The sequence below is a fragment of the Sphingomonas sp. genome (genome assembly GCF_965248875.1).
Lineage (GTDB): Bacteria > Pseudomonadota > Alphaproteobacteria > Sphingomonadales > Sphingomonadaceae > Sphingomonas.
Map to the genome: position 1 here is coordinate 41,879 of NZ_CBDFKR010000011.1, position 17,701 is coordinate 59,579.

The 17,701-nt window shown below is 68.8% G+C and carries 23 protein-coding genes and 1 tRNA gene; 13 read left to right on the forward strand and 11 right to left on the reverse strand.

The genetic code is table 11. The annotated features are described in order from the left end of the window. Positions 1-171: 171 nt before the first annotated feature. Both cmk and aroA read right to left on the reverse strand, forming a co-directional pair. Complete coding sequence (cmk, locus tag ACP2AD_RS07130; protein ID WP_425229395.1) at positions 172-789, reverse strand: (d)CMP kinase; 618 nt, start codon at positions 787-789, stop codon at positions 172-174. Then, complete coding sequence (gene aroA / locus ACP2AD_RS07135; RefSeq protein ID WP_425229396.1) at positions 786-2,132, reverse strand: 3-phosphoshikimate 1-carboxyvinyltransferase; 1,347 nt, start codon at positions 2,130-2,132, stop codon at positions 786-788. Before aroA ends, cmk begins: the two co-directional genes overlap by 4 nt. A gap of 101 nt (positions 2,133-2,233) precedes the next feature. On the opposite strand from aroA, the gene ACP2AD_RS07140 reads away from it, so the two are divergent. Both ACP2AD_RS07140 and ACP2AD_RS07145 read left to right on the forward strand, forming a co-directional pair. Beyond that, entirely contained in the window at positions 2,234-2,560 is a 327-nt protein-coding gene (locus ACP2AD_RS07140; protein ID WP_425229397.1) for a TIGR02300 family protein, read from the forward strand. Between the two features lie 84 nt (positions 2,561-2,644). Next, a tRNA-Ala gene (locus ACP2AD_RS07145) sits at positions 2,645-2,720 on the forward strand. A 274-nt stretch (positions 2,721-2,994) separates the two neighbouring features. Here ACP2AD_RS07145 and ACP2AD_RS07150 read toward each other — a convergent pair. Further along, positions 2,995-4,425, reverse strand: a complete 1,431-nt coding sequence (locus tag ACP2AD_RS07150; RefSeq protein WP_425229398.1) for an NAD-dependent succinate-semialdehyde dehydrogenase — start codon at positions 4,423-4,425, stop codon at positions 2,995-2,997. Positions 4,426-4,586: 161 nt separating this feature from the next. Between ACP2AD_RS07150 and ACP2AD_RS07155 the strand changes: the two genes are divergently transcribed. Then, complete coding sequence (locus ACP2AD_RS07155) at positions 4,587-4,754, forward strand: hypothetical protein (RefSeq protein WP_425229399.1); 168 nt, start codon at positions 4,587-4,589, stop codon at positions 4,752-4,754. Here ACP2AD_RS07155 and ACP2AD_RS07160 read toward each other — a convergent pair. Further along, the gene (locus ACP2AD_RS07160; RefSeq protein ID WP_425229400.1) at positions 4,726-6,057 is read right to left on the reverse strand and encodes an MFS transporter; all 1,332 of its coding nucleotides are present in this window, start codon (positions 6,055-6,057) and stop codon (positions 4,726-4,728) included. The two genes, ACP2AD_RS07155 and ACP2AD_RS07160, sit on opposite strands and share 29 nt — an antisense overlap. A 165-nt stretch (positions 6,058-6,222) precedes the next feature. Between ACP2AD_RS07160 and pgsA the strand changes: the two genes are divergently transcribed. The 3 genes from pgsA to ACP2AD_RS07175 are packed head-to-tail and all read left to right on the forward strand — an operon-like array spanning position 6,223 to position 7,507. Continuing rightward, entirely contained in the window at positions 6,223-6,774 is a 552-nt protein-coding gene (gene pgsA / locus ACP2AD_RS07165; protein WP_425229401.1) for a CDP-diacylglycerol--glycerol-3-phosphate 3-phosphatidyltransferase, read from the forward strand. An 8-nt stretch (positions 6,775-6,782) separates the two neighbouring features. Continuing rightward, positions 6,783-7,034 (forward strand): molybdopterin converting factor subunit 1, encoded by a 252-nt coding sequence (gene moaD / locus ACP2AD_RS07170; protein WP_425231112.1) that lies wholly within the window; start codon positions 6,783-6,785, stop codon positions 7,032-7,034. Next, the gene (locus ACP2AD_RS07175) at positions 7,031-7,507 is read left to right on the forward strand and encodes a molybdenum cofactor biosynthesis protein MoaE (protein WP_425229402.1); all 477 of its coding nucleotides are present in this window, start codon (positions 7,031-7,033) and stop codon (positions 7,505-7,507) included. Before moaD ends, ACP2AD_RS07175 begins: the two co-directional genes overlap by 4 nt. Before the next feature lie 15 nt (positions 7,508-7,522). Here the strand turns inward: ACP2AD_RS07175 and ACP2AD_RS07180 are convergent, their stop codons facing one another. Continuing rightward, positions 7,523-8,137 (reverse strand): fasciclin domain-containing protein, encoded by a 615-nt coding sequence (locus ACP2AD_RS07180; RefSeq protein ID WP_425229403.1) that lies wholly within the window; start codon positions 8,135-8,137, stop codon positions 7,523-7,525. Positions 8,138-8,247: 110 nt separating this feature from the next. Here ACP2AD_RS07180 and epsC point away from each other — a divergent pair, with 110 nt between their 5' ends. From epsC to ACP2AD_RS07195, 3 genes are read left to right on the forward strand one after another with little or no spacing between them, the layout of a single operon-like run. After that, the gene (epsC, locus tag ACP2AD_RS07185; protein ID WP_425229404.1) at positions 8,248-8,934 is read left to right on the forward strand and encodes a serine O-acetyltransferase EpsC; all 687 of its coding nucleotides are present in this window, start codon (positions 8,248-8,250) and stop codon (positions 8,932-8,934) included. Next, a complete protein-coding gene (locus tag ACP2AD_RS07190; protein WP_425229405.1) occupies positions 8,934-9,272 on the forward strand; it encodes a DUF2794 domain-containing protein in 339 nt (112 codons plus the stop codon). Before epsC ends, ACP2AD_RS07190 begins: the two co-directional genes overlap by 1 nt. A 41-nt stretch (positions 9,273-9,313) precedes the next feature. Continuing rightward, a complete protein-coding gene (locus tag ACP2AD_RS07195) occupies positions 9,314-9,694 on the forward strand; it encodes a hypothetical protein (RefSeq protein ID WP_425229406.1) in 381 nt (126 codons plus the stop codon). Positions 9,695-9,703: 9 nt separating this feature from the next. Here ACP2AD_RS07195 and ACP2AD_RS07200 read toward each other — a convergent pair whose 3' ends face one another. The 5 genes from ACP2AD_RS07200 to ACP2AD_RS07220 form a co-directional block, all read right to left on the reverse strand. Then, entirely contained in the window at positions 9,704-10,768 is a 1,065-nt protein-coding gene (locus ACP2AD_RS07200) for a hypothetical protein (protein ID WP_425229407.1), read from the reverse strand. Between the two features lie 77 nt (positions 10,769-10,845). After that, positions 10,846-11,745: an SDR family NAD(P)-dependent oxidoreductase gene (locus ACP2AD_RS07205; RefSeq protein WP_425229408.1), complete on the reverse strand. Its 900-nt coding sequence runs from the start codon at positions 11,743-11,745 to the stop codon at positions 10,846-10,848. 79 nt (positions 11,746-11,824) lie between these two features. Then, positions 11,825-12,262: a hypothetical protein gene (locus tag ACP2AD_RS07210; RefSeq protein ID WP_425229409.1), complete on the reverse strand. Its 438-nt coding sequence runs from the start codon at positions 12,260-12,262 to the stop codon at positions 11,825-11,827. 121 nt (positions 12,263-12,383) lie between these two features. Further along, on the reverse strand, positions 12,384-13,076 hold the full coding sequence (gene phoB / locus ACP2AD_RS07215; RefSeq protein WP_425229410.1) for a phosphate regulon transcriptional regulator PhoB: 693 nt from the start codon (positions 13,074-13,076) through the stop codon (positions 12,384-12,386). Positions 13,077-13,079: 3 nt separating this feature from the next. Beyond that, positions 13,080-14,294 (reverse strand): ATP-binding protein, encoded by a 1,215-nt coding sequence (locus ACP2AD_RS07220; RefSeq protein WP_425229411.1) that lies wholly within the window; start codon positions 14,292-14,294, stop codon positions 13,080-13,082. A gap of 98 nt (positions 14,295-14,392) precedes the next feature. Here ACP2AD_RS07220 and ACP2AD_RS07225 point away from each other — a divergent pair, with 98 nt between their 5' ends. The 4 genes from ACP2AD_RS07225 (at position 14,393) to ACP2AD_RS07240 (ending at position 17,003) form a co-directional block, all read left to right on the forward strand. After that, positions 14,393-14,800 (forward strand): hypothetical protein, encoded by a 408-nt coding sequence (locus ACP2AD_RS07225; protein ID WP_425229412.1) that lies wholly within the window; start codon positions 14,393-14,395, stop codon positions 14,798-14,800. An 87-nt stretch (positions 14,801-14,887) separates the two neighbouring features. After that, on the forward strand, positions 14,888-15,157 hold the full coding sequence (locus ACP2AD_RS07230) for an HPr-rel-A system PqqD family peptide chaperone (protein WP_425229413.1): 270 nt from the start codon (positions 14,888-14,890) through the stop codon (positions 15,155-15,157). Continuing rightward, on the forward strand, positions 15,154-15,996 hold the full coding sequence (locus ACP2AD_RS07235; protein WP_425229414.1) for an HprK-related kinase A: 843 nt from the start codon (positions 15,154-15,156) through the stop codon (positions 15,994-15,996). Before ACP2AD_RS07230 ends, ACP2AD_RS07235 begins: the two co-directional genes overlap by 4 nt. After that, positions 15,981-17,003, forward strand: coding sequence for a nucleotidyltransferase domain-containing protein (locus tag ACP2AD_RS07240; RefSeq protein WP_425229415.1), 1,023 nt, complete (start codon positions 15,981-15,983; stop codon positions 17,001-17,003). Before ACP2AD_RS07235 ends, ACP2AD_RS07240 begins: the two co-directional genes overlap by 16 nt. On the opposite strand, the gene ACP2AD_RS07245 is transcribed toward ACP2AD_RS07240, so the two are convergent. Then, on the reverse strand, positions 16,969-17,649 hold the full coding sequence (locus tag ACP2AD_RS07245) for an HAD-IA family hydrolase (RefSeq protein WP_425229416.1): 681 nt from the start codon (positions 17,647-17,649) through the stop codon (positions 16,969-16,971). The two genes, ACP2AD_RS07240 and ACP2AD_RS07245, sit on opposite strands and share 35 nt — an antisense overlap. Positions 17,650-17,701 lie beyond the last annotated feature (52 nt).

The window sequence follows — 17,701 nt, forward strand, 5'->3', positions numbered from 1 at the left end:
AGCTTAGCGCAAATGCGAAAAGGGCGCGTGAGGCAAGCCTCCGCGCCGAACCTCCGCGAGCGCCTGCCCGCCGGATGGGCGCGCCCTAGCGTGAGCGTGCTGGATAAGCAAGTATCGTGATGCCGGCCGCAGGGGTATGCCCACGCCATCCGGCCTTCGATCCTCGCAGCGTCAGACCCGCCGTTCGACCAGCGCGATCGCCTTTCTCACGCTCGCGTCGATCGAGAGAAAGCTTGTGTCCAGCAGCAGCGCATCCGCGGCCATCACCAGGGGTGCGATGGAACGGCTGCTGTCGCGTTCATCGCGGGCGCGGATGTCGGCGAGCACCTTGTCGTAGCTCATCGTGGAACCGTGCGTCTGCAGCTCGGTATGGCGGCGTCGTGCGCGCGTCTGCGGGGTGGCCTTGACGAACAGCTTGGCGTCCGCGTCGGGCGCGATCACGGTGCCGATGTCGCGTCCGTCCAGCACCGCGCCACCGGGCTGATGCGCGAACCGCTTCTGACGCTGCATCAGTGCGGCGCGGACCAGCGGGTGCGCCGACACGACGGAGGCCAATTCTCCGATCTCAGCCGTCCTCAGGACCGGGTCGGCCAACGTCAGCTCATCGAAGCCGCACGCGGCGACCGCATCCGCTTCGATCGCTGGGTCGAGCTCCAGCCGCCGCACCGTCGCGGCGACGGCGCGGTACAACAGGCCGGTGTCCAGATGCGGCAATCGGAAGTGCCGGGCCAATGCCTTGGACACAGTACCCTTGCCCGACGCTGCGGGGCCGTCGACCGCGATGATCATGCGTTCAGCCAGATCGGCGGGACGCCCAGCCTGCCGAGCGTGTCCAGGAAAGCCGGGTAGCTGGTCGCGATCGGCGTGGCGTCGTCGATCGCGATCGGGCGCGCCGCGTGCAGACCGGCGACCGCCATGCTCATCGCGATGCGGTGGTCGAGTTGGGTCGCGACGCGGTTGCCGCCGGGCAGCGGCTCGCCGCCGGTGCCGTCGATCGTCAGTCCGTCCTCGTGCTCGGTGACGGACACGCCTGCATCGCCCAACGCCATCAGCATCGCGGCGATGCGGTCCGACTCCTTGACCCGCAGTTCATGCGCGCCGCGTGCGATGGTGCGGCCCTGCGCGAAGGCGGCGGCCACGAACAGGACAGGATATTCGTCGATCATGCTCGGCGCGAGCTCGGGCGGCACCTCGATGCCGGTCAGCGCCGAGTGCCGGACGCGGAGATCGCCGACCCGTTCGCCGCCGACCGCGTGCTCGTTCTCGACCGTGATGTCCCCGCCCATCATCCGCAGTGCGGTGTAGAGGCCGGCGCGCGTAGGGTTGAGCAGGACGTTGCGGATCAGCAGCGCCGAGCCGGGCACGACAAGCGCCGCCGCTGCCCAGAAGGCAGCCGATGACGGGTCGCCCGGCACGACGATGTGCTGCGGCCGCAGCTCCGCCTCGCCGCGGATGCAGATGACGCTGCCGTCGGCGCTGTCCTCGACTGTCACATCGGCGCCGAAGCCGCGCAGCATGCGCTCAGAGTGATCGCGGGTCGCGATCGGCTCGACTACCGTCGTGATTCCCGGCGCGTTGAGACCGGCGAGCAGGACCGCCGATTTCACCTGCGCCGACGCGACGGGCAGCATGTAGCGGATCGGCACTGCAGGGCAGAGGCCGCGGATCATCAGCGGAAGGCGCTCTCCCGGCGAGGCGGTGATGTCCGCGCCCATCCGCGCCAGCGGCTCGATCACCCGCGCCATCGGGCGGCGCGACAGGCTGGTGTCGCCGGTCAAGGTGACGGTGATCGGATGGGACGAGACCAGCCCCATCAGCAGACGCGTCGACGTGCCGGAATTGCCCATCTCCAACGCCCCAACAGGCTGGAGCAGTCCGCCGACCCCGACGCCGTGCACCCGCCAGGTGCCGTCCGCATCGCGTTCAACGCCGACCCCCATCGCTCGCATCGCCGCGGCCGTTGCCAGCACGTCCTCGCCTTCGAGCAGCCCCTCGATCCGGCTTTCGCCCACCGCTAGCCCGGCGAACATCACCGCGCGATGGCTGATCGACTTGTCGCCGGGGACGGTGATCTCGCCGGTGAGCGGCCCGCCTGGCACGACGCGGAATGGACGGGGCGGGGCGGGCAGCATGATCGGCGCGGCTTTGACAGGGGGGTTGCACGGTGGCAAGGCGCGCCCGATCTGGAGGGCTTGATCCTCCGACATCCACTCTCGAAAGGCTGTGACACGGCATGATCAAGCCGGAATGGGGCACGAAGCGCTCGTGCCCGAAATGCGCCACGCGCTTTTATGACCTTACCAAGGACGAGCCTGTCGTCTGCATCAACTGCAGCTACAGCTGGTCGCCCGAGCCGATCCTCAAGTCCAAGCAGCCGCTTGCGTTCGAGCAGGTGAAGGCGGTCGACAAGGCCCCCGATGCCGATCTGGAAGGCGGCGAGGAGGAGGACATCGCTGCGATCACCGGTGAGGACGAGGAGCCCTCGGCCGATGACGAGGTCGATCTGGGCGGCGACGACGATCTGGGTGTCGAGACCGGCAAAGAAGATGACGAACATTGAGGTGAAGAGGCAGGCGGTGCGGACCATGGCGCCGCTTGCCAGCCGGGCGCGCGCTCGCTAGGGGGCGCCTTCCCGCGCAGGAATGGGGCCGTAGCTCAGCTGGGAGAGCGCTGCAATGGCATTGCAGAGGTCAGGGGTTCGATCCCCCTCGGCTCCACCACCGCGCAGCGCGCATGGGCGCAGCGGAGCAGCGATCAGGACGCGCAGGCGCGGCCGGGCTCGGCCTTAGCCGAGCTTCTACGACGCGGCTTTGCCGCGGCGCGCTGCCTCGTTAAGCGGTCGCGCTCACCCAGCAACGCTTAGACACGACGTCGGTCGTCTCGACCCGCCGCGGCAAAGCCGCGTCGTCGAACGGGTTCGCTGGCGCGACCCGCCGGCCGGGCTTGGCGCTCTCGCGTCCAGCTCCGCTGGCTGCTTGGCGCCTGCGCCGCACCCTACGCCTGGTGCACCGCTTTCACCACGCAGTAGCTGTCAAACCCCTCGCTGCCGCCCTCGGACCCGAACCCCGACACCTTGACCCCGCCGAACGGGGCGTCGGGCACCGAAATGGCGAAGGTGTTGATGCCCACCATCCCGGCCTCAATTGCGTCGCCCAACCGGTTCGTGCGGCGGCCGTTCTCCGTGAAGGCGAAGGCGGCCAGCCCATAGGGCAGCCGGTTCGCCTGCTCCAGCGCCTCGTCCTCAGTCCGGAACGAGCGCGTCACGGCGACCGGCCCAAACGGCTCGTTGGTCATGATGTCCGCCTCCAGCGGCACGTCGGCGAGCAATGTCGGCTGGAAGAAATATCCGCCTTCTCCGCGTTCGCCCCCGGCCAGCGCCCGCGCCCCTTTCGCCGTTGCGTCATTGACGAGCGCCTCGATCGCCTCGGGACGGCGTCGGTTAGCGAGCGGCCCCATGCGACTGGCCGGATCGGATCCGTCGCCGACCGGCAGCGCCTTGGCCCGCTCGGCGAACCCCTTCAGGAACGCCTCATAGATCGGCTCTTCGACGTGGAAACGCGTCGGCGAGACGCAGACCTGCCCGGCGTTCCGGAACTTCTGCGGCACCACCATGTCGAGCGTCTTCTCAAGATCGCAATCGGCGAACACGAGCACCGGCGCATGACCGCCCAGTTCGAGCGTTATCCGCTTCACGCCGTCTGCGGCAAGACGCATCAGGTGCTTGCCGACTGGCACCGAGCCGGTGAAGCTGACCTTTCGGATTACGTCCGAGGCAAGCAAATGCCGGCTGACCTGGTCGGGCACGCCAAAGACAAGCTGGCACACGTCCGCCGGCAATCCCGCATCGAGCAGGCAGCGGAAGAAGGCGCTGGTGCAGCCGGGTGTCTCTTCCGGCGGCTTGGCGATCACCGAGCATCCCGCCGCCAGCGCCGGACCGAGCTTCTTCGCCAGCAGATACACGGGGAAGTTCCACGGGCTGAGCGCCGCGACCGGGCCCACCGGCTGGCGCAGCACGATCGAACGCTGCCCGGCTGGGCGCACGAGCACGCGGCCATAGGCCCGCTTCGCCTCTTCGGCATACCAGTCGAACACACCCGCCGAGCCGATGACTTCCGCGCGGGCTTCGGCGATGACCTTGCCCTGTTCGCGCGTCAGCAGCGTGGCAATGGCGTCCACGCGCTCGCGCATCAGCGCCGCCGCCTTGCGGAGGATACCAGCACGCGTCTCGACATCGGTGTCGCGCCAGCGACGGAAGCCGCGGTCAGCCGCCGACAGCGCGGCGTCGAGATCGGCTGCGGTCGCCAGCGGCACCTCGGCGATGGCGGCGCCGGTCGCTGGGTTGAACACCGGCCCGGTATCGCGGCCTTCGCCCGCCTGCCAGGCGCCGTCGACGAACAGTTTCAGCTCGGCATGTTGATCGCTCATCAGCGCCGCATACGCCCGCCGCCGCGTGCGGCCAAGCGGGGTTCCTTCTGCGCAGCGTGCTCATGGTTAAGCGGCCATCGCGGTGTCCCCCTTGAGGACAACAAAATGTTAACCCTCTTTGCGGCTGGGCGGAAAGGTGAAGCGGGCGTTAACACCTCACTATGAAACGAAGACTAGTCCTGACCGATGAGGCCGCCGGCCACCCTTTCCGCCGTTCGCTGCCGCGCGTTGCCGCGCAGGCGATACCGCGGTCGGAGGATCAGGACTGGAAGCTCTTCGTGCTGAGCTTCCTCGCCTTTTTCACATGCTTCTACACGTTCCTGTTGTGACGAGCGGGTGATCGCAGGCGCGGTGGAGCCGTTGCGCGATCCACGCCGCGACCAAGCACATGCCGGCGGTGACGAGCAGCAGCTGCATCGCCGACACGCCCGCCGCCATCATGCCCGCCACGACCGCCGCCCCCAGCGTCATCGCGCCCGAGTTGACGACGTTGTTCGCCGCCACTGTGCGTGCAGTCTGGTCCTTGGCGACGGTGGTCGTAAGAAAGGCGTAGAGCGGAACGACGAACATGCCCCCGAAGATGGCCACCGCGAGCAGCGCCAGCAGCACGGGAACCGCATCCGCCTGCGCCACGAACGTGCCGACGCCGTAGAGCTGCCCCACCGGCGCCGGCGTCCAGCGCCCGACGGCCCACCACAGCGCCATCACCGCCGCCGCCATCGCCACGACGCTGGCTGGTGAATAGCGTGCTGAAATCCGACCACGCAGCAGCAGGTTGATGACCACCGAACCGATCGCGACGCCGATCGAGAAGATGCCCAGCACGAGGCTGGCGACCGATGCCTGCGCGGTCAGCACGTTCTTCACCAGCGGCGGAAAGGCGATGATCAGGACCGACCCGATCGTCCAGAAAAACGAGATGGCGCAGATCGCAAGGAACAGCCGGCGCACGTGCATCGTATCCGACACCAGCCTGATCGACGCCCGAAGCGGATTCCAGTCGAGCTTGAGCGGCGCACCCAGCCGCGGGGCCGAGGGGATCCCCTTCGACGCGGCCAGCCCGGCGCCGGCGACCAGCAGTGTCAGCACCGCGACCAGCACGGTGCTCTGATAGATCACGCCCGCCAGGATCGTACCCATCAGGATCGACAGATAGGTGCCCGCCTCGACCAGCCCGGTGCCGCCGAGCACGTCGCAGTCCTCCAGATGCTGCGGCAGGATCGCGTATTTGATCGGACCGAAAAAGGTCGAATGGATGCCCAGGCCAAGCACGGCCAGCAGCATCAACCCGACCGGAAGCGTCACCGCGCCGGTGCGCCCTAGCATCAGACCGGCACAGCCCACGAGCATGATTGCGATCTCCGCGACCTTGATAACACGGATGATCCGGGTCTTGTCGGTGGTGTCCGCCAGCTGGCCCGCCAGCGCGGAGAACAGGAAGAACGGCACCACGAACAGCCCGGCAACCAGCGCGTTGAAGAAGCCCTCCGCGCGCTCGTCATTGAAGATCTGATAGGTCGCGAACAGGACCATCGAGGTTTTGAACAGGTTGTCGTTGAACGCACCCAGGAACTGCGTCGCGAACAACGGCAGGAAGCGGCGCTGCTTGAGCAGCCCGAGGCTGTTGATCATGCCCGGACCATCCCTGGCGGGATCAGCACGGCGGCGGTGAACTGCATCGCGGGATCATCGCGGCGGGCTTAGCGGAAGGCGTGCGCCGCCGCCAACCATTTGGAAGCCGGGCTTTCCTGCGGGACACGCTTTGCAACCGCACCGCCATCCCGGTAGAGGCGGGATGTGCTGTCGCTGCCCAACCTACTCACCCTTTCGCGGATCGTGGCGCTGCCGGTGCTGGTCGCGCTGCTGTGGTGGCCGCATTGGCAATGGGGCTATGCCGCGGCCTTTGTGCTGTACTGCGCGATGGGCATCACCGATTATTTCGACGGCTATCTGGCGCGGGCGCAGGGTGCGGTATCGAAACTCGGCATCTTCCTCGATCCGATCGCCGACAAGATCATGGTCGCCGCCGTCGTGCTCATGCTCTGCGCGACACGCGACATCGCCGGGTTCAGCGTTATCGCCGCGCTTATCATCCTGCTGCGTGAAATCGCGGTCAGCGGCCTGCGCGAGTTTCTGGGCGGGCTGCAGGTGTCGGTGCCGGTGTCGCGACTGGCGAAGTGGAAGACAACGTTCCAGCTCGTCGCGCTCGGCGCGCTGATCCTTGCTGGCGCGGTACCGGGTGTGCCGCTGGTCAAGGATGTTGGGCTGGCGACCCTGTGGGGCGCAGCGGTGCTGACGCTGGTCACCGGCTGGGACTATCTGCGCGTCGGCCTGAAGCACATGGACTGACGCGCGTGCTGCGCGTCCTCTATTTTGCAAGCGTGCGCGAGACGATCGGCGTCGGCGAGGAACTGCTCGACGTGCCCCCAGAGGTCGCAACGGTGTCGGCGCTGGTCGATTGGCTGGCGAGGGACAGCGCGGCGCACGCCGCCGCCTTCACGGATCGCGGCAGGCTGCGTGCGGCGATCGACGGCCGTTTCGTGCCGCTCGATGCGGACCTCGGCGCGCCTGGCGAGGTCGCGCTGTTCCCACCGGTGACGGGCGGGTGATCCGCGCCGCGGTGCAGGTCGAGCCGATCGATATCGTGGCTGAACTGGTCTCGATCGAAAGCGACGGGGCGGGGGCGGTCGCGACCTTCACCGGGCTGGTGCGTGCCGACCTCCATGACGACGGGAGCGTCGGCTTGCTGGAACTCGAGCATTATCCCGGCATGACCGAGCGCACGCTGCTTACGCTGTGCGAGGAGGCGACCGCGCGCTGGTCGCTGCTGGGCGCCACGGTCGTTCACCGCGTCGGGCCGATGCACCCGGGCGAGCGCATTGTCTTTGTCGCGGCCGCCGCGCCGCACCGGACGGCGGCGCTGGCGGCGTGCGGCTTTCTGATCGACCGGCTCAAGACCGACGCCCCCTTTTGGAAGCGCGAGACAAGGGGCGGCGAGGCGCGATGGATAGAGGCGCGCGCTAGCGACGATGCCGCGGCGGCGCGGTGGAGCGAAAATCCTCTGCACGCCGCGAAGGATTAGGTTTTCCGACAGCGTCTAGAGTCGCGGGACCAGCACCCCGTTGACCACGTGCAGCATGCCGTTCGCCAGCCGTACGTCGGCCGTCTCGACATAGCTCTTGTCGCCGCCGGCATCGGTTAGCGTCACGATCGCGCCCGTCAGGCTCAGCGTCAGCGTCTCGCCGCTCAGCGTCGTCAGCGTCCGGTCGCCCGTACCGATGCGGCGGAGCAGGTCGGTCGAGGTTACCCGACCAGCAACCAGGTGCAGGCGCAGCAGCTTGTCGAGGGCCCCACGGTTCTCCGGCCGTAGCAGCGTGTCGATCGTTCCCGGCGCGAGCCTGGCGAATGCCGCATCGGTCGGCGCGAACAGCGTTACCGGCCCGGGCCCGTCCAGCAGCGTCGCGATACCTGCCGCCTGCACGGCGCGTGACAGCGTCGTCAGCGTCGGCGCCGCCGCGACTGCGGCGCCGACGCGGCGGTCAACCGGCATTGCAACGCCGCCGATCAGCGGGTTGCCGACCGGCCCCGGACGTGGCGTCGAACCGACCACCGCAGCTGCCGGCGCAACCCGGATTTGTTCGACCGGCCGCGCGCACCCGCCGATAAGCTGTGCAGTGACGAGGAGGGCGGCGACGGAAAGCAAAACTCTCATTGCCCAACTTGTCGCAAGCCGGTCGAGAGCAGGCAAGCAAATGGATGCGCGGCCCCTCGCAATTCGGCGCAAGCGATCATAAGTGCCGGCTGAATAGAGGGACACAGCAGATGCCCAACCGCCTGGGGGCCTATCTCGACTCGATCCGCGCGCGTGACCCGGCGCCGCATAGCCGCGCGGAGGTGCTGCTGTACCCGGGTGTCGCGGCGCTGGCGTTTCACCGGATCGCGCATCGCCTGTACCGCGGGCGGCTGTTCTTTCTGGCGCGCTTCGTCAACCACTGCGCGCGCGCCTGGACCGCGATCGACATCCATCCAGGTGCGAAGATCGGCCGCCGCTTCTTCATCGACCACGGCTTCGTCGTCATCGGCGAGACGGCGGAGATAGGCGACGACGTCACCATCTACCAATGCGTTACGCTGGGCGGCACCAGCCCCGACAACGGCGTGGCCGGCAAGCGCCACCCGACGCTGGCGAACGGCGTGATTATCGGCTCGGGCGCGCAGGTGCTGGGGCCGATCACCGTCGGTGCGCGTGCCCGGATCGGCGCCAATGCCGTAGTGACCAAGGATGTCGCCGAGGGCGCGGTAATGGTCGGCATTCCGGCGCGCCCGACCACGATCGCGGGCGGCAAAGGCGAGGCGAAGTTTCTGGCCTATGGCACGCCTTGCTCAGAACTATTCGATCCGCAGACGCAGAAGGTCGAGCTGCTCCGCTGCGAACTGGAGACGCTGCGCAAGCGGCTCGACATCCTGAGCGCCCTGCTACTCGTCGAGGAGGAGCAGAAGCGCGCCTGATGGGCATCGTCACGCCGTTTCCGCAGCCTGGCCGTGCGACGCAGATCGGGTTCGAGCGGATCGAGCTGACGCGCATCCTCGATCTCTACGGGCGCATGGTCGCCGCGGGGCAGTGGCGCGATTATGCCATCGAGCTGGGCCGCGACGCCGCGGTGTTCGCCGCCTTTCGCCGCGCCGCCGAGCGGCCGGAGTTCCGGATCGAGAAGCGACCCGGCCTGCGCGGCAAGCAGGGCATGTGGGCGCTGATCGGCGAAGCAGGACAGGTGGTAAAGCGCGGGCATGAACTCGGCCCTGTTCTGGCGCCCGTCGAGCGGCGACTGATGAAGCTGGTCGAGTAATAGGCGGGAACGCGATGGCCGGTTGAAGCGTCCTGTTCGTCGTGACCACGCATCAACTTAGCCTCACCGTCGAGGGCGATCGCAACGCGGTGCTCCTCACCATCGCCGGCGACGACGATCGCCTGCTATTCGGCGCGCGGCTGGAGGCTCCCGAACTGGACGAGCTGATCCACGCGCTGGCCCAGGGCAGGGCACAGCTGCTCGACGAGGTCGCGCCCGAGCTGGACCAGGGCGCCCGGCTGACCGACGTCGAGGTCGACCCCGGTTATCTTGTCGGGACCAGCAAGGTGGCCGACGAGGCGCTGATCGCGTTTCGTCATCCCGGCTTCGGCTGGCTCGGCTTCCGCCTGCACCGCAAGGTTATCGGCAAGTTCACCGAGCGGCTCGACCGCTGGCTGCAGCAGCCCGTCCCGGCGGCGTAGCGGCAAGGTTCAGGCCGGCAGCATCTGCACCGGCGGCAGCCGCTGGGCGATGACCCCGCCCAGGAGTGCCACCACGTAGCGCCGCGCGGCGTGCCAGAAGGCGCTGAGGAGCAGCAGCGCCGAGCCGATCACCAGTCCGGTGAACGCCGCCGACAGTTCCAGCGCGCCGGCCTGCTGAAACAGCGTGTAGAGCGCGAACAGGACATAGGCGAGGCTCGACACCAGCAAGGCGCGCCGGTCGACTGCCAGCGCCACCAGCGCGAACGCCATGTAGAGCGCCAGCACTACCACCGCCTGGACCAGCCCGATCTGGTCGCGGAAAACGCCAAGCATGTTGAACAGCGCGTGCGCGATCATCGGCGCGGCGGCGAGGTGCAGCCAGAAGGCGACGTCCGATCGCCGCGTTCGCCGTTCGCGGTCGCTCATGTCCCAGCGCATCGCGAAGGCGAACATCGCCACGCCGGACACCAGCACCAGCGGCAGCACCGCGTTGCGCGCCGGCGGGATCAGCCCGACGATCAGCGCCATTGCCACGCCGACCACCGCAACCGCGCCCGCCGCGACGGTGATCGGCACCATGAAGCGCCGCCAATGCAGCCATGCCGCCCCCGCGGTTGCGGCGGCGACCAGCGCTGCAAGCAGCGCGGCTACGCCGATCTGGACATTCTGGTCGCTGCTCAGCGATTTGATCCAATTGCCGATGGTATCGTTGGCGAGTGCGACGCCCAGCGTTCCCGCGACGCCGCCGACAAAGGCGAGGAGCAGGATGATCGACGGCAGCGCCATCCGCCGCCGCCGCGTGAAATACTCGGCCAGCCCCCAGGCGGTCCCAGCCACCGCCGCGGGCGCCAGCACCGCCGCAATCGCCCCGCCTATCCCCGCCACGGCCGCGAGCAGCAGCAGGCAGGCGATCGACACGAAGATGTCGTTGAACCCGGTCAACAACCGGAACTGCTCCTCGTCGACCGCGGGCGCGCCGCGCAGGCTCGCCACATGCCCGCGCAGCGACGCCGCCGCGTCCGGCGTGATTGCCCCCGCCGCAACCGCCGCGTCGATGTCGCTTTCGCTGTACATGCCGATGCTCTCCCTCGCAGAAGGTCATAGCATAGGGTGTGTTGTTGTAGCAATACGGCACCGCGCGGTCGTGGTGGTTACCCCGCCTGCAACGCCTTGGCGGCCATCATACCCTGCTCGCTGCCCGTCTTGGGCACGATCTCTCCCGTTCGGTCGCTGATCGCCGCCCAGTTCGCCGCGACGCCCTCGGGCGACAGGTCGTCGCCGGTCAGCAGCTTGCCCGGCGTCAGCGTTACGTACGAGGTCGCGGTCACGCCCGCGCCCGAGGCGACGATCTGGTTGGTCGGCGCGTCTTCCGACACCAGAAAGAGTGCGGCGGGGACGACCTTTGCAGGGTCGAACAGCTTGAACGCTTCGGCCGGAAACAGGTCCTCAGTCATCCGTGTGCCCGCGGTCGGCGCCAGCGTGTTGACGCGAATGTCGTGTTTCGCACCTTCGATGTAGAGCGTCTTGGTCAGCCCGGCCAACCCCATCTTGGCCGCACCGTAATTGGCCTGGCCGAAATTGCCGAACAGCCCGGTCGACGATGCGGTCATCAGCACGCGGCCGTAATTCTGCTCGCGGAAAGTGTCCCAGCACGCCTTGGTGGCGAAGGCGGAGCCGATCAGGTGGACGCGAATCACGAACTCGAAATCGGCGGGTTCCATCTTGGCGAAGGTCTTGTCGCGCAGCACGCCGGCATTGTTGATGATGACGTGGACGCCGCCCCATCTTTCCTTGGCGCGCGCGACCATCTCCACCATCTGGTCGTATTCGGCGACGCTGCCGCCGTTCGACATCGCCTCGCCGCCGAACGCTTCGATCTCCTCGACGACCTTGAGCGCCGCGTCAGAGTGGCCGGTGCCGTCGCGGGCCCCGCCCAGGTCATTCACCACCACCTTGGCGCCGCGGCGCGCGAGTTCGAGCGCATATTGACGGCCGAGGCCGCCACCGGCGCCAGTGACGATCGCGACGCGGCCGTCGAAACGAATTGACATGAAAAGGGCGCTCCTGATGTGCTGGAGCGCCCTTCCTTATTGATGGCGGCGCGCGGTGCAACCGCGAGCAATCCGCGGCTCAGCGCGAAGCGCGACCGTGCACCTGGCGTGAGTGGGTCGAGTGTGGCCCCTGCATGCATTTGTCGAACTGACCCGGGCGGCACACGGGATAGCTCGCCATCGGGGCAGGGGCCGGATAGGCTTCCGCCGGGGTCGGCGCCTGCCGGAAGATGGGCGTCGTCCCGGGCTGGGCGGGACCGCTCAGCGCGGGGGCCGCGGGTTGATAGCCGCCGACGGGATCGGTGCCGGTGGTCATCGGCGCGGTATTAGTCTGGCCGGCCATCGGCGGCGTCGCGGTATCCGCGGGGGCGGCGGCGGGGGTGCCGGTGTCGGGCGTGGTCTGGCCTGCGGGCATGGTCTGGCCTGCGGGCATCGTCTGATCGGGAGTGGCAGGCGTGGTCTGGGCGAGTGCGGGCGCGGTGAGCAGCGCGGTGGCGGCCAGGAACAGCATCTTCATGATCCGGGAACTCCTCATGGATAGGGCAGCGCCCTGTGTTCAGCGCGGCCATCCAACGCCTCAAGCGCCGGAGGTTTCCATCGTTACGGTGCCGAATCGGTGAACCGGGAGGGCCGTGCGGCTAGCTGCCCGAGTCGAGCGCGTAGCCGGCCGAACGCACCGTGCGGATGATGTCCGCGCGGTCGCCGGTGTTGATCGCCTTGCGCAGCCGCCGGATGTGAACGTCGACCGTTCTTGCCTCGATATCGGCGTCATGCCCCCACACCGCATCGAGCAGCCGCTCGCGCGAGAACACCCAGCCGGGATGCTCCAGGAAATGCTTGAGCAGCCGGAACTCGGTCGGCCCCAGCGGCACGGTTTCGCCTGCGCGCTTCACCTTGTGCGAGCCCAAGTCCATCTCGACATCGGCATAGGTCAGCATCTCGCCCGCCAGCGCCGGGCGGACGCGGCGCAGGACCGCGTTCACGCGCGACACCAGCTCGCGGGGAGAGAAGGGCTTGGTGACATAATCGTCCGCGCCGGTGTCGAGCCCGCGGACGCGGTCCTCCTCCTCGCCGCGCGCGGTCAGCATGATGATCGGCACATTCGCGGTTTCGGGTTGGCGACGCAGGCGGCGGCAGACCTCAAGCCCCGACAGCGTCTCCAGCATCCAGTCGAGCAGGACGATGTCAGGCGTCTTCTCGCGCGCCAATAGCAGCGCTTCCTCGCCGTCCGCGGTCTGCGCGATATCGAAATCCTCGCGCGCGAAATGCCATTGGAGCAGCTCGGCGATCGCGGGATCGTCCTCGACGAGCAACATATGGGGCCGGGGCATGGACTATCCTTTTGCCGGCATTGCAGCGCGAGCTTTGGGCGCGGCCGATGACGGTTTGATGACAGCTGACACTTTCGTGACAGCGGCCTTTGCGCGCGCCGGCAGCGTTACCGCGACGGTCGAACCCAGCCCGACGGTGGACGTGATCAGCAGCCGCCCGCGATGCCGCTCGACGATGTGCTTGACGATCGCCAGCCCCAGCCCGGTGCCGCCCAGCGAGCGGCTGCGCCCCTTGTTGACGCGATAGAAGCGTTGAGTCAGGCGCGGGATGTACTTGGCCGGAATGCCTTCGCCGCGGTCGGTGATGGCGAGCCGCACCTCCCCGCCGTCGCCGCTCAGCGCGATCTCGACCGGCGTGCCCGCGCGACCGTATTTCATCGCGTTGCTGACCAGATTGTGGATGACCTGCGACAGCTGCGCGCGGTCGCCGGTAACGTGACTGACCGGGTGCAGCGCCAACACGATGTCGCGCCCACGACCATCGCCGCCGCGGACTAGCTCGGCATGGACCTCCGCGATCAGCCCGCCCAGGTCGACCGCCTCGTTGGGCAGGCGATATTTCTCCGCCTCGATGCGGGAGAGCGAGATCAGGTCCTCGACCAGTCGTTGCATCCGGAGCGCCTCCGCGCCCATGATCGCCAGAAAGCGCTGCCGTGCCTCACGGTCGTCGCCCGCTTCCTCCAGCGTTTCGATGAAGCCTCGTACCGCCGCCAGCGGGGTGCGCAGTTCGTGACTGGCGTTGGCGACGAAATCGGTCCGCATCCGCTCTGCGGCGTGACTTTCGGTGTGATCGATCAGATGGACCAGCCGCCGGCCGCCACCGACCGGATTGACGCGCATCTGCCAGCGCTGCTTGAGCGGGCCTAGTCCCTTGAGCTCCACCGGCGATCCGTCGTCACCCATCCGGTCGGTCGCCGCGTCGCCCAGCCGCTCGGCGGCGGCGGGGTGGGGGATCGCCTCTCGCACATCCTTGCCGACCAGGTCCGCGCCCATCACCGTGATCGCGGCGCGATTGGCGAGGGTGATGCGCCAGTCCTCGACCAGCAGCACCGGCTCCGCCACCGCGTCGAGCACATCGCCGAGCGCCGGTCCGTTGCGTTCGGACGGCGGCTCTGCGTCCTGCCGCCGGCCCAGCGCGAGCAGCGTGAAGGCACTGGCGGCGACGCCGGCGGCCAGCGCGGCGGCGGGCCAGCTTCGGGCGGTAGTGGCGAGTCGCATGTCCCGCGGCGCTACACCAGCGTTTCCAGAGGAACCAGCACGCGCCTTGCCCGTCGTTGCGCTTTGTGAAACAGCTTCATGCCTACAAGGCGGACGGGATGAGCGACGATACACCCGAACAGGCTGACCGCAAGGCGTCTCCCACGGCGACCCGGCGTGCGTTGATGGTGGGCGCGGTCACCGCCAGCGCGGTGCTGTCGGTGCGCCCGGCGCTGGCGCAGACCACGGGGTCGGTGCTCAACTGCCAGATCCCGGTGCCCGATACCGCGCGCGCCGGCAGCTATATTGCCGCCGACGGCAAGACGGTCGCCGCCGGCACGCCCGGTGCCTTCGCCCCGCCTGGCGCGCCGTTCCGGGGCGAGGACGTCAGGCGCGCGCTCACCGGCGGCCAGCTTCCCAACGCATCGGGCGACGCGAGCCGCGCCTATCTCAACTATATCCGGCGGCTGCAGCGCGGCCAGGGCGGCTTCACCTGCTTCGCCAGCCTGCAGATGCCGCGCGGGTAGAAGGCGGGCGACCGCCAGGTCCGTTCGGCCCGAGCCGGTCGTAGAGCCCTTCGACAAGCTCGGGGCGAACGGGATACACAGCTGCCTGTGCCGGTTTATCGCGCCCTGCCCGCCGACGCTTGCGTCACCGTCGAGCAGGAGCCGTTCGTCGTGCTCTACGATCGCCGCTCGGGGATCACCCATTTGCTCGCCGAACCCGCGCCGCAGCTGCTCGCGGCACTTGCTAGCAAGCCGCTGACACTGGCCGAGCTGCGCGACCAACTCGCCGTCGCTTACGACCTGCCCGATGTCACCGACGATGCGCTCGTGGCGCGGCTGGACGAGCTGGTGGCGGCGGGGCTGGTCGAGACCACGTGAGGCATCAACTCAGCCTCAAGGTCGGGCCGGTCGGTTATCGGCTCGGCAGCGACTGGCGCGCACCGCTGGATCAGCTCCACGCGCTCTACGCGGATTATCCGCAGGTCGACGTGCCCGATTTCACCATCCGGCTGGAGGCGCCGTGGCCGTGGCGGCGCTGGCTGCGCCCGCAGGTGGCGATCGCGGGCGACCTGACGTTGCCCGGCGCCGTGCCGCTGCCGCTCGCCCACGGCCTGCTTGCGGCGGAGATGGCGATGAACCTGCAGGTTGCGCTCGGCTGGCGCCGCCACCTGCTGCTCCACGCCGCCGTCGTCGCGCGCGACGGCCGGGCGGTGGTGATGACCGGCGAGTCGGGCGCGGGCAAGTCGACACTGGCGGCGCTGTTGATGGGGCGGGGCTGGGATTTCTTCGGTGACGAATTCGCTTTCCTGTCGCTCGACGCGGCGCAGCTCCGCGCCCACCCGCGGCTCATCAGCCTCAAGAACCAGAGTATTGCGGCCGTCGCCGCCGCGTCGCCGCGCGCACGCTGGGGTCCGCTTCTCACCGCCACGCCCAAGGGCAACGTCCGTCACATCGCGCCCGTGCCCCCAGGCATCGCCGTGGCCGCGCCGAAGCTCCTGCTCTTCCCGCGCTTCGGCTATCCGCCCGCGACGCGCCCTCTGCTGCCCAGCGAGACCTTTGCGCGGCTGACCCAAGCCTCGACGAACTATGCGGCGCTCGGCGAGACGGGGTTTCGCGCGCTCACGAGCTTCGTCCGCCAGATACCTGCGATCGCGGTGGATTATCCGGATGGCGCCGCCGGCGTGGCGGCAGTGGAGGAGCTGTGGGCGCAGCGCTAATCCTCGCCCGCATCCTCGCCGAGCCGGGGCAAGCGCTGTCGCTCGACGCCGCGGGCTGGACCGCCTTGCTCACCGTCGCGCGCGCGGAGAACCTGTTCGGCACGCTGGCTTGGCGGCTGACCGGCCTGCCCGCGCCCGAGCGCGTCGCCCCGATCCTCGCCGATGCGCGCGGTTGGGCGGAGGAACAGCGGCGGAGCGCGCTGTGGGAGGCGGAGATGGTGCGCCGCGCGCTCACGCCGTTGGGCGTGCCGGTGATCCTGCTCAAGGGCACTGCCTATGCCGCCGCCGGGCTGAAGGCGGGTCAGGGCCGCAGCATCGGCGACCTCGACCTGCTCGTCCCGCGCGCCCGGCTCGACGCCGTCGAGGCGGCGCTGATCGCGCGGGGGTGGGAGTGGGTAAAGCCAGACCCCTATGACGACGTTTATTACCGCCGGTGGATGCACGAGCTGCCGCCGCTGATCCATCGCGAGCGCGACCGGATGGCGGACGTCCACCACACCATCCTGCCGCTTACCGCCCGCCCGACCCCCGACCCTGAAGCGCTGATCGCCAACGCCGTGCCGCTGAGCGCCAATGGGGAGGGGGGCTTGTCCGTCCTCGCGCCCGCCGACATGATCGTCCACGCCGCCGCGCACCTGTTCGCCGATGGCGATCTGGCGGGCGGGTTGCGCAATTTGTGGGACATCCACTGCCTGATCGACGAATTCGGCGTCGACGGGCTGGAGGCGCGCGCCGCCCTGCATGGGCTGCGCAGTCAAGTGCTGCGCGCCGCGCGGCAGGCGCATACGCTGTTCGGCACGGAAATCCCGCTTGCCTGGCAGGGTTGGGACAGCGCCGACCCGCTGTTCCGCCGCCGCCTGCTCGCGCGCGACGGCTGGGGCAGGGCGATGCGGCCGCTGACCCGGCTCGGCTTCTACGCGCGCTCGCACTGGCTTCGGATGCCGCCCGGAATGCTGGCGCGGCACCTGTGGATCAAGTGGCGCCGAGGCGCGTCAGCACCGGAATGAGTTGGGCGTAATCGTCTATCGTCGCGTCCGCGCCAAGCGCCGCTACCGGGCGATCGAGGAAGCCGAAGCTGCACGCGACCACCGGCGTTCCCGCCGCCTTCGCCGCCATGACGTCATAGACCGAGTCGCCCACGAACGCCGCCCGGCCGCCGCCGCATTGCTCGATCATCGCCAGGATCGGATCGGGCGCCGGCTTGCTCCGCCCCGCGCCCAGCGTATCGCCGCCGATCACGCATGCGAAGCGGTCGAGCAGCCCCAACGCTTGCAACAGCTTGTTTGCGAATGACCTGCGCTTGTTGGTGACCACCGCGCATATGACGCCGAGCGCGCGCAACGCATCGACCGTCTCGACCACGCGCAGAAACGGGCGTGAATGGACCGCGATGTTCGCCGCGTAGAAGTCGAGCAGCGCCGGCAGCAGCCGGTCGACCGCCGCCTCATCGCCGCCCAGCGCCTGCGCCAGCATATGCCGCGCGCCGCCGCCGATCATCGGCGTGATCGCGGCGACCGGCAGCGCGGCCCGGCCGTCAGTCGTCAACGCATGGTTCACCGCCGCGGCGAGGTCCGCACTGGTGTCGACCAGCGTCCCGTCGAGATCGAACCCAACGATCGAGAAGGGGAACCGCGTTGGTGAAAAGTCCGTCATCCGGCGCCGCGGTGGGCGCGAGCTATGGCCTTGGCAAGGGCTTCGTGGCAGG

Excerpts from the sequence above, each read along its gene's own strand:
- cmk (WP_425229395.1), bottom strand. The coding sequence starts at position 789 with ATGATCATCGCGGTCGACGGCCCCGCAGCGTCGGGCAAGGGTACTGTG.
- aroA (WP_425229396.1), bottom strand. The coding sequence starts at position 2,132 with ATGCTGCCCGCCCCGCCCCGTCCATTCCGCGTCGTGCCAGGCGGGCCG.
- ACP2AD_RS07140 (WP_425229397.1), top strand. The coding sequence starts at position 2,234 with ATGATCAAGCCGGAATGGGGCACGAAGCGCTCGTGCCCGAAATGCGCC.
- ACP2AD_RS07150 (WP_425229398.1), bottom strand. The coding sequence starts at position 4,425 with ATGAGCGATCAACATGCCGAGCTGAAACTGTTCGTCGACGGCGCCTGG.
- ACP2AD_RS07155 (WP_425229399.1), top strand. The coding sequence starts at position 4,587 with ATGAAACGAAGACTAGTCCTGACCGATGAGGCCGCCGGCCACCCTTTC.
- ACP2AD_RS07160 (WP_425229400.1), bottom strand. The coding sequence starts at position 6,057 with ATGATCAACAGCCTCGGGCTGCTCAAGCAGCGCCGCTTCCTGCCGTTG.
- ACP2AD_RS07180 (WP_425229403.1), bottom strand. The coding sequence starts at position 8,137 with ATGAGAGTTTTGCTTTCCGTCGCCGCCCTCCTCGTCACTGCACAGCTT.
- epsC (WP_425229404.1), top strand. The coding sequence starts at position 8,248 with ATGCCCAACCGCCTGGGGGCCTATCTCGACTCGATCCGCGCGCGTGAC.
- ACP2AD_RS07190 (WP_425229405.1), top strand. The coding sequence starts at position 8,934 with ATGGGCATCGTCACGCCGTTTCCGCAGCCTGGCCGTGCGACGCAGATC.
- ACP2AD_RS07200 (WP_425229407.1), bottom strand. The coding sequence starts at position 10,768 with ATGTACAGCGAAAGCGACATCGACGCGGCGGTTGCGGCGGGGGCAATC.
- ACP2AD_RS07205 (WP_425229408.1), bottom strand. The coding sequence starts at position 11,745 with ATGTCAATTCGTTTCGACGGCCGCGTCGCGATCGTCACTGGCGCCGGT.
- ACP2AD_RS07210 (WP_425229409.1), bottom strand. The coding sequence starts at position 12,262 with ATGAAGATGCTGTTCCTGGCCGCCACCGCGCTGCTCACCGCGCCCGCA.
- phoB (WP_425229410.1), bottom strand. The coding sequence starts at position 13,076 with ATGCCCCGGCCCCATATGTTGCTCGTCGAGGACGATCCCGCGATCGCC.
- ACP2AD_RS07220 (WP_425229411.1), bottom strand. The coding sequence starts at position 14,294 with ATGCGACTCGCCACTACCGCCCGAAGCTGGCCCGCCGCCGCGCTGGCC.
- ACP2AD_RS07225 (WP_425229412.1), top strand. The coding sequence starts at position 14,393 with ATGAGCGACGATACACCCGAACAGGCTGACCGCAAGGCGTCTCCCACG.
- ACP2AD_RS07245 (WP_425229416.1), bottom strand. The coding sequence starts at position 17,649 with ATGACGGACTTTTCACCAACGCGGTTCCCCTTCTCGATCGTTGGGTTC.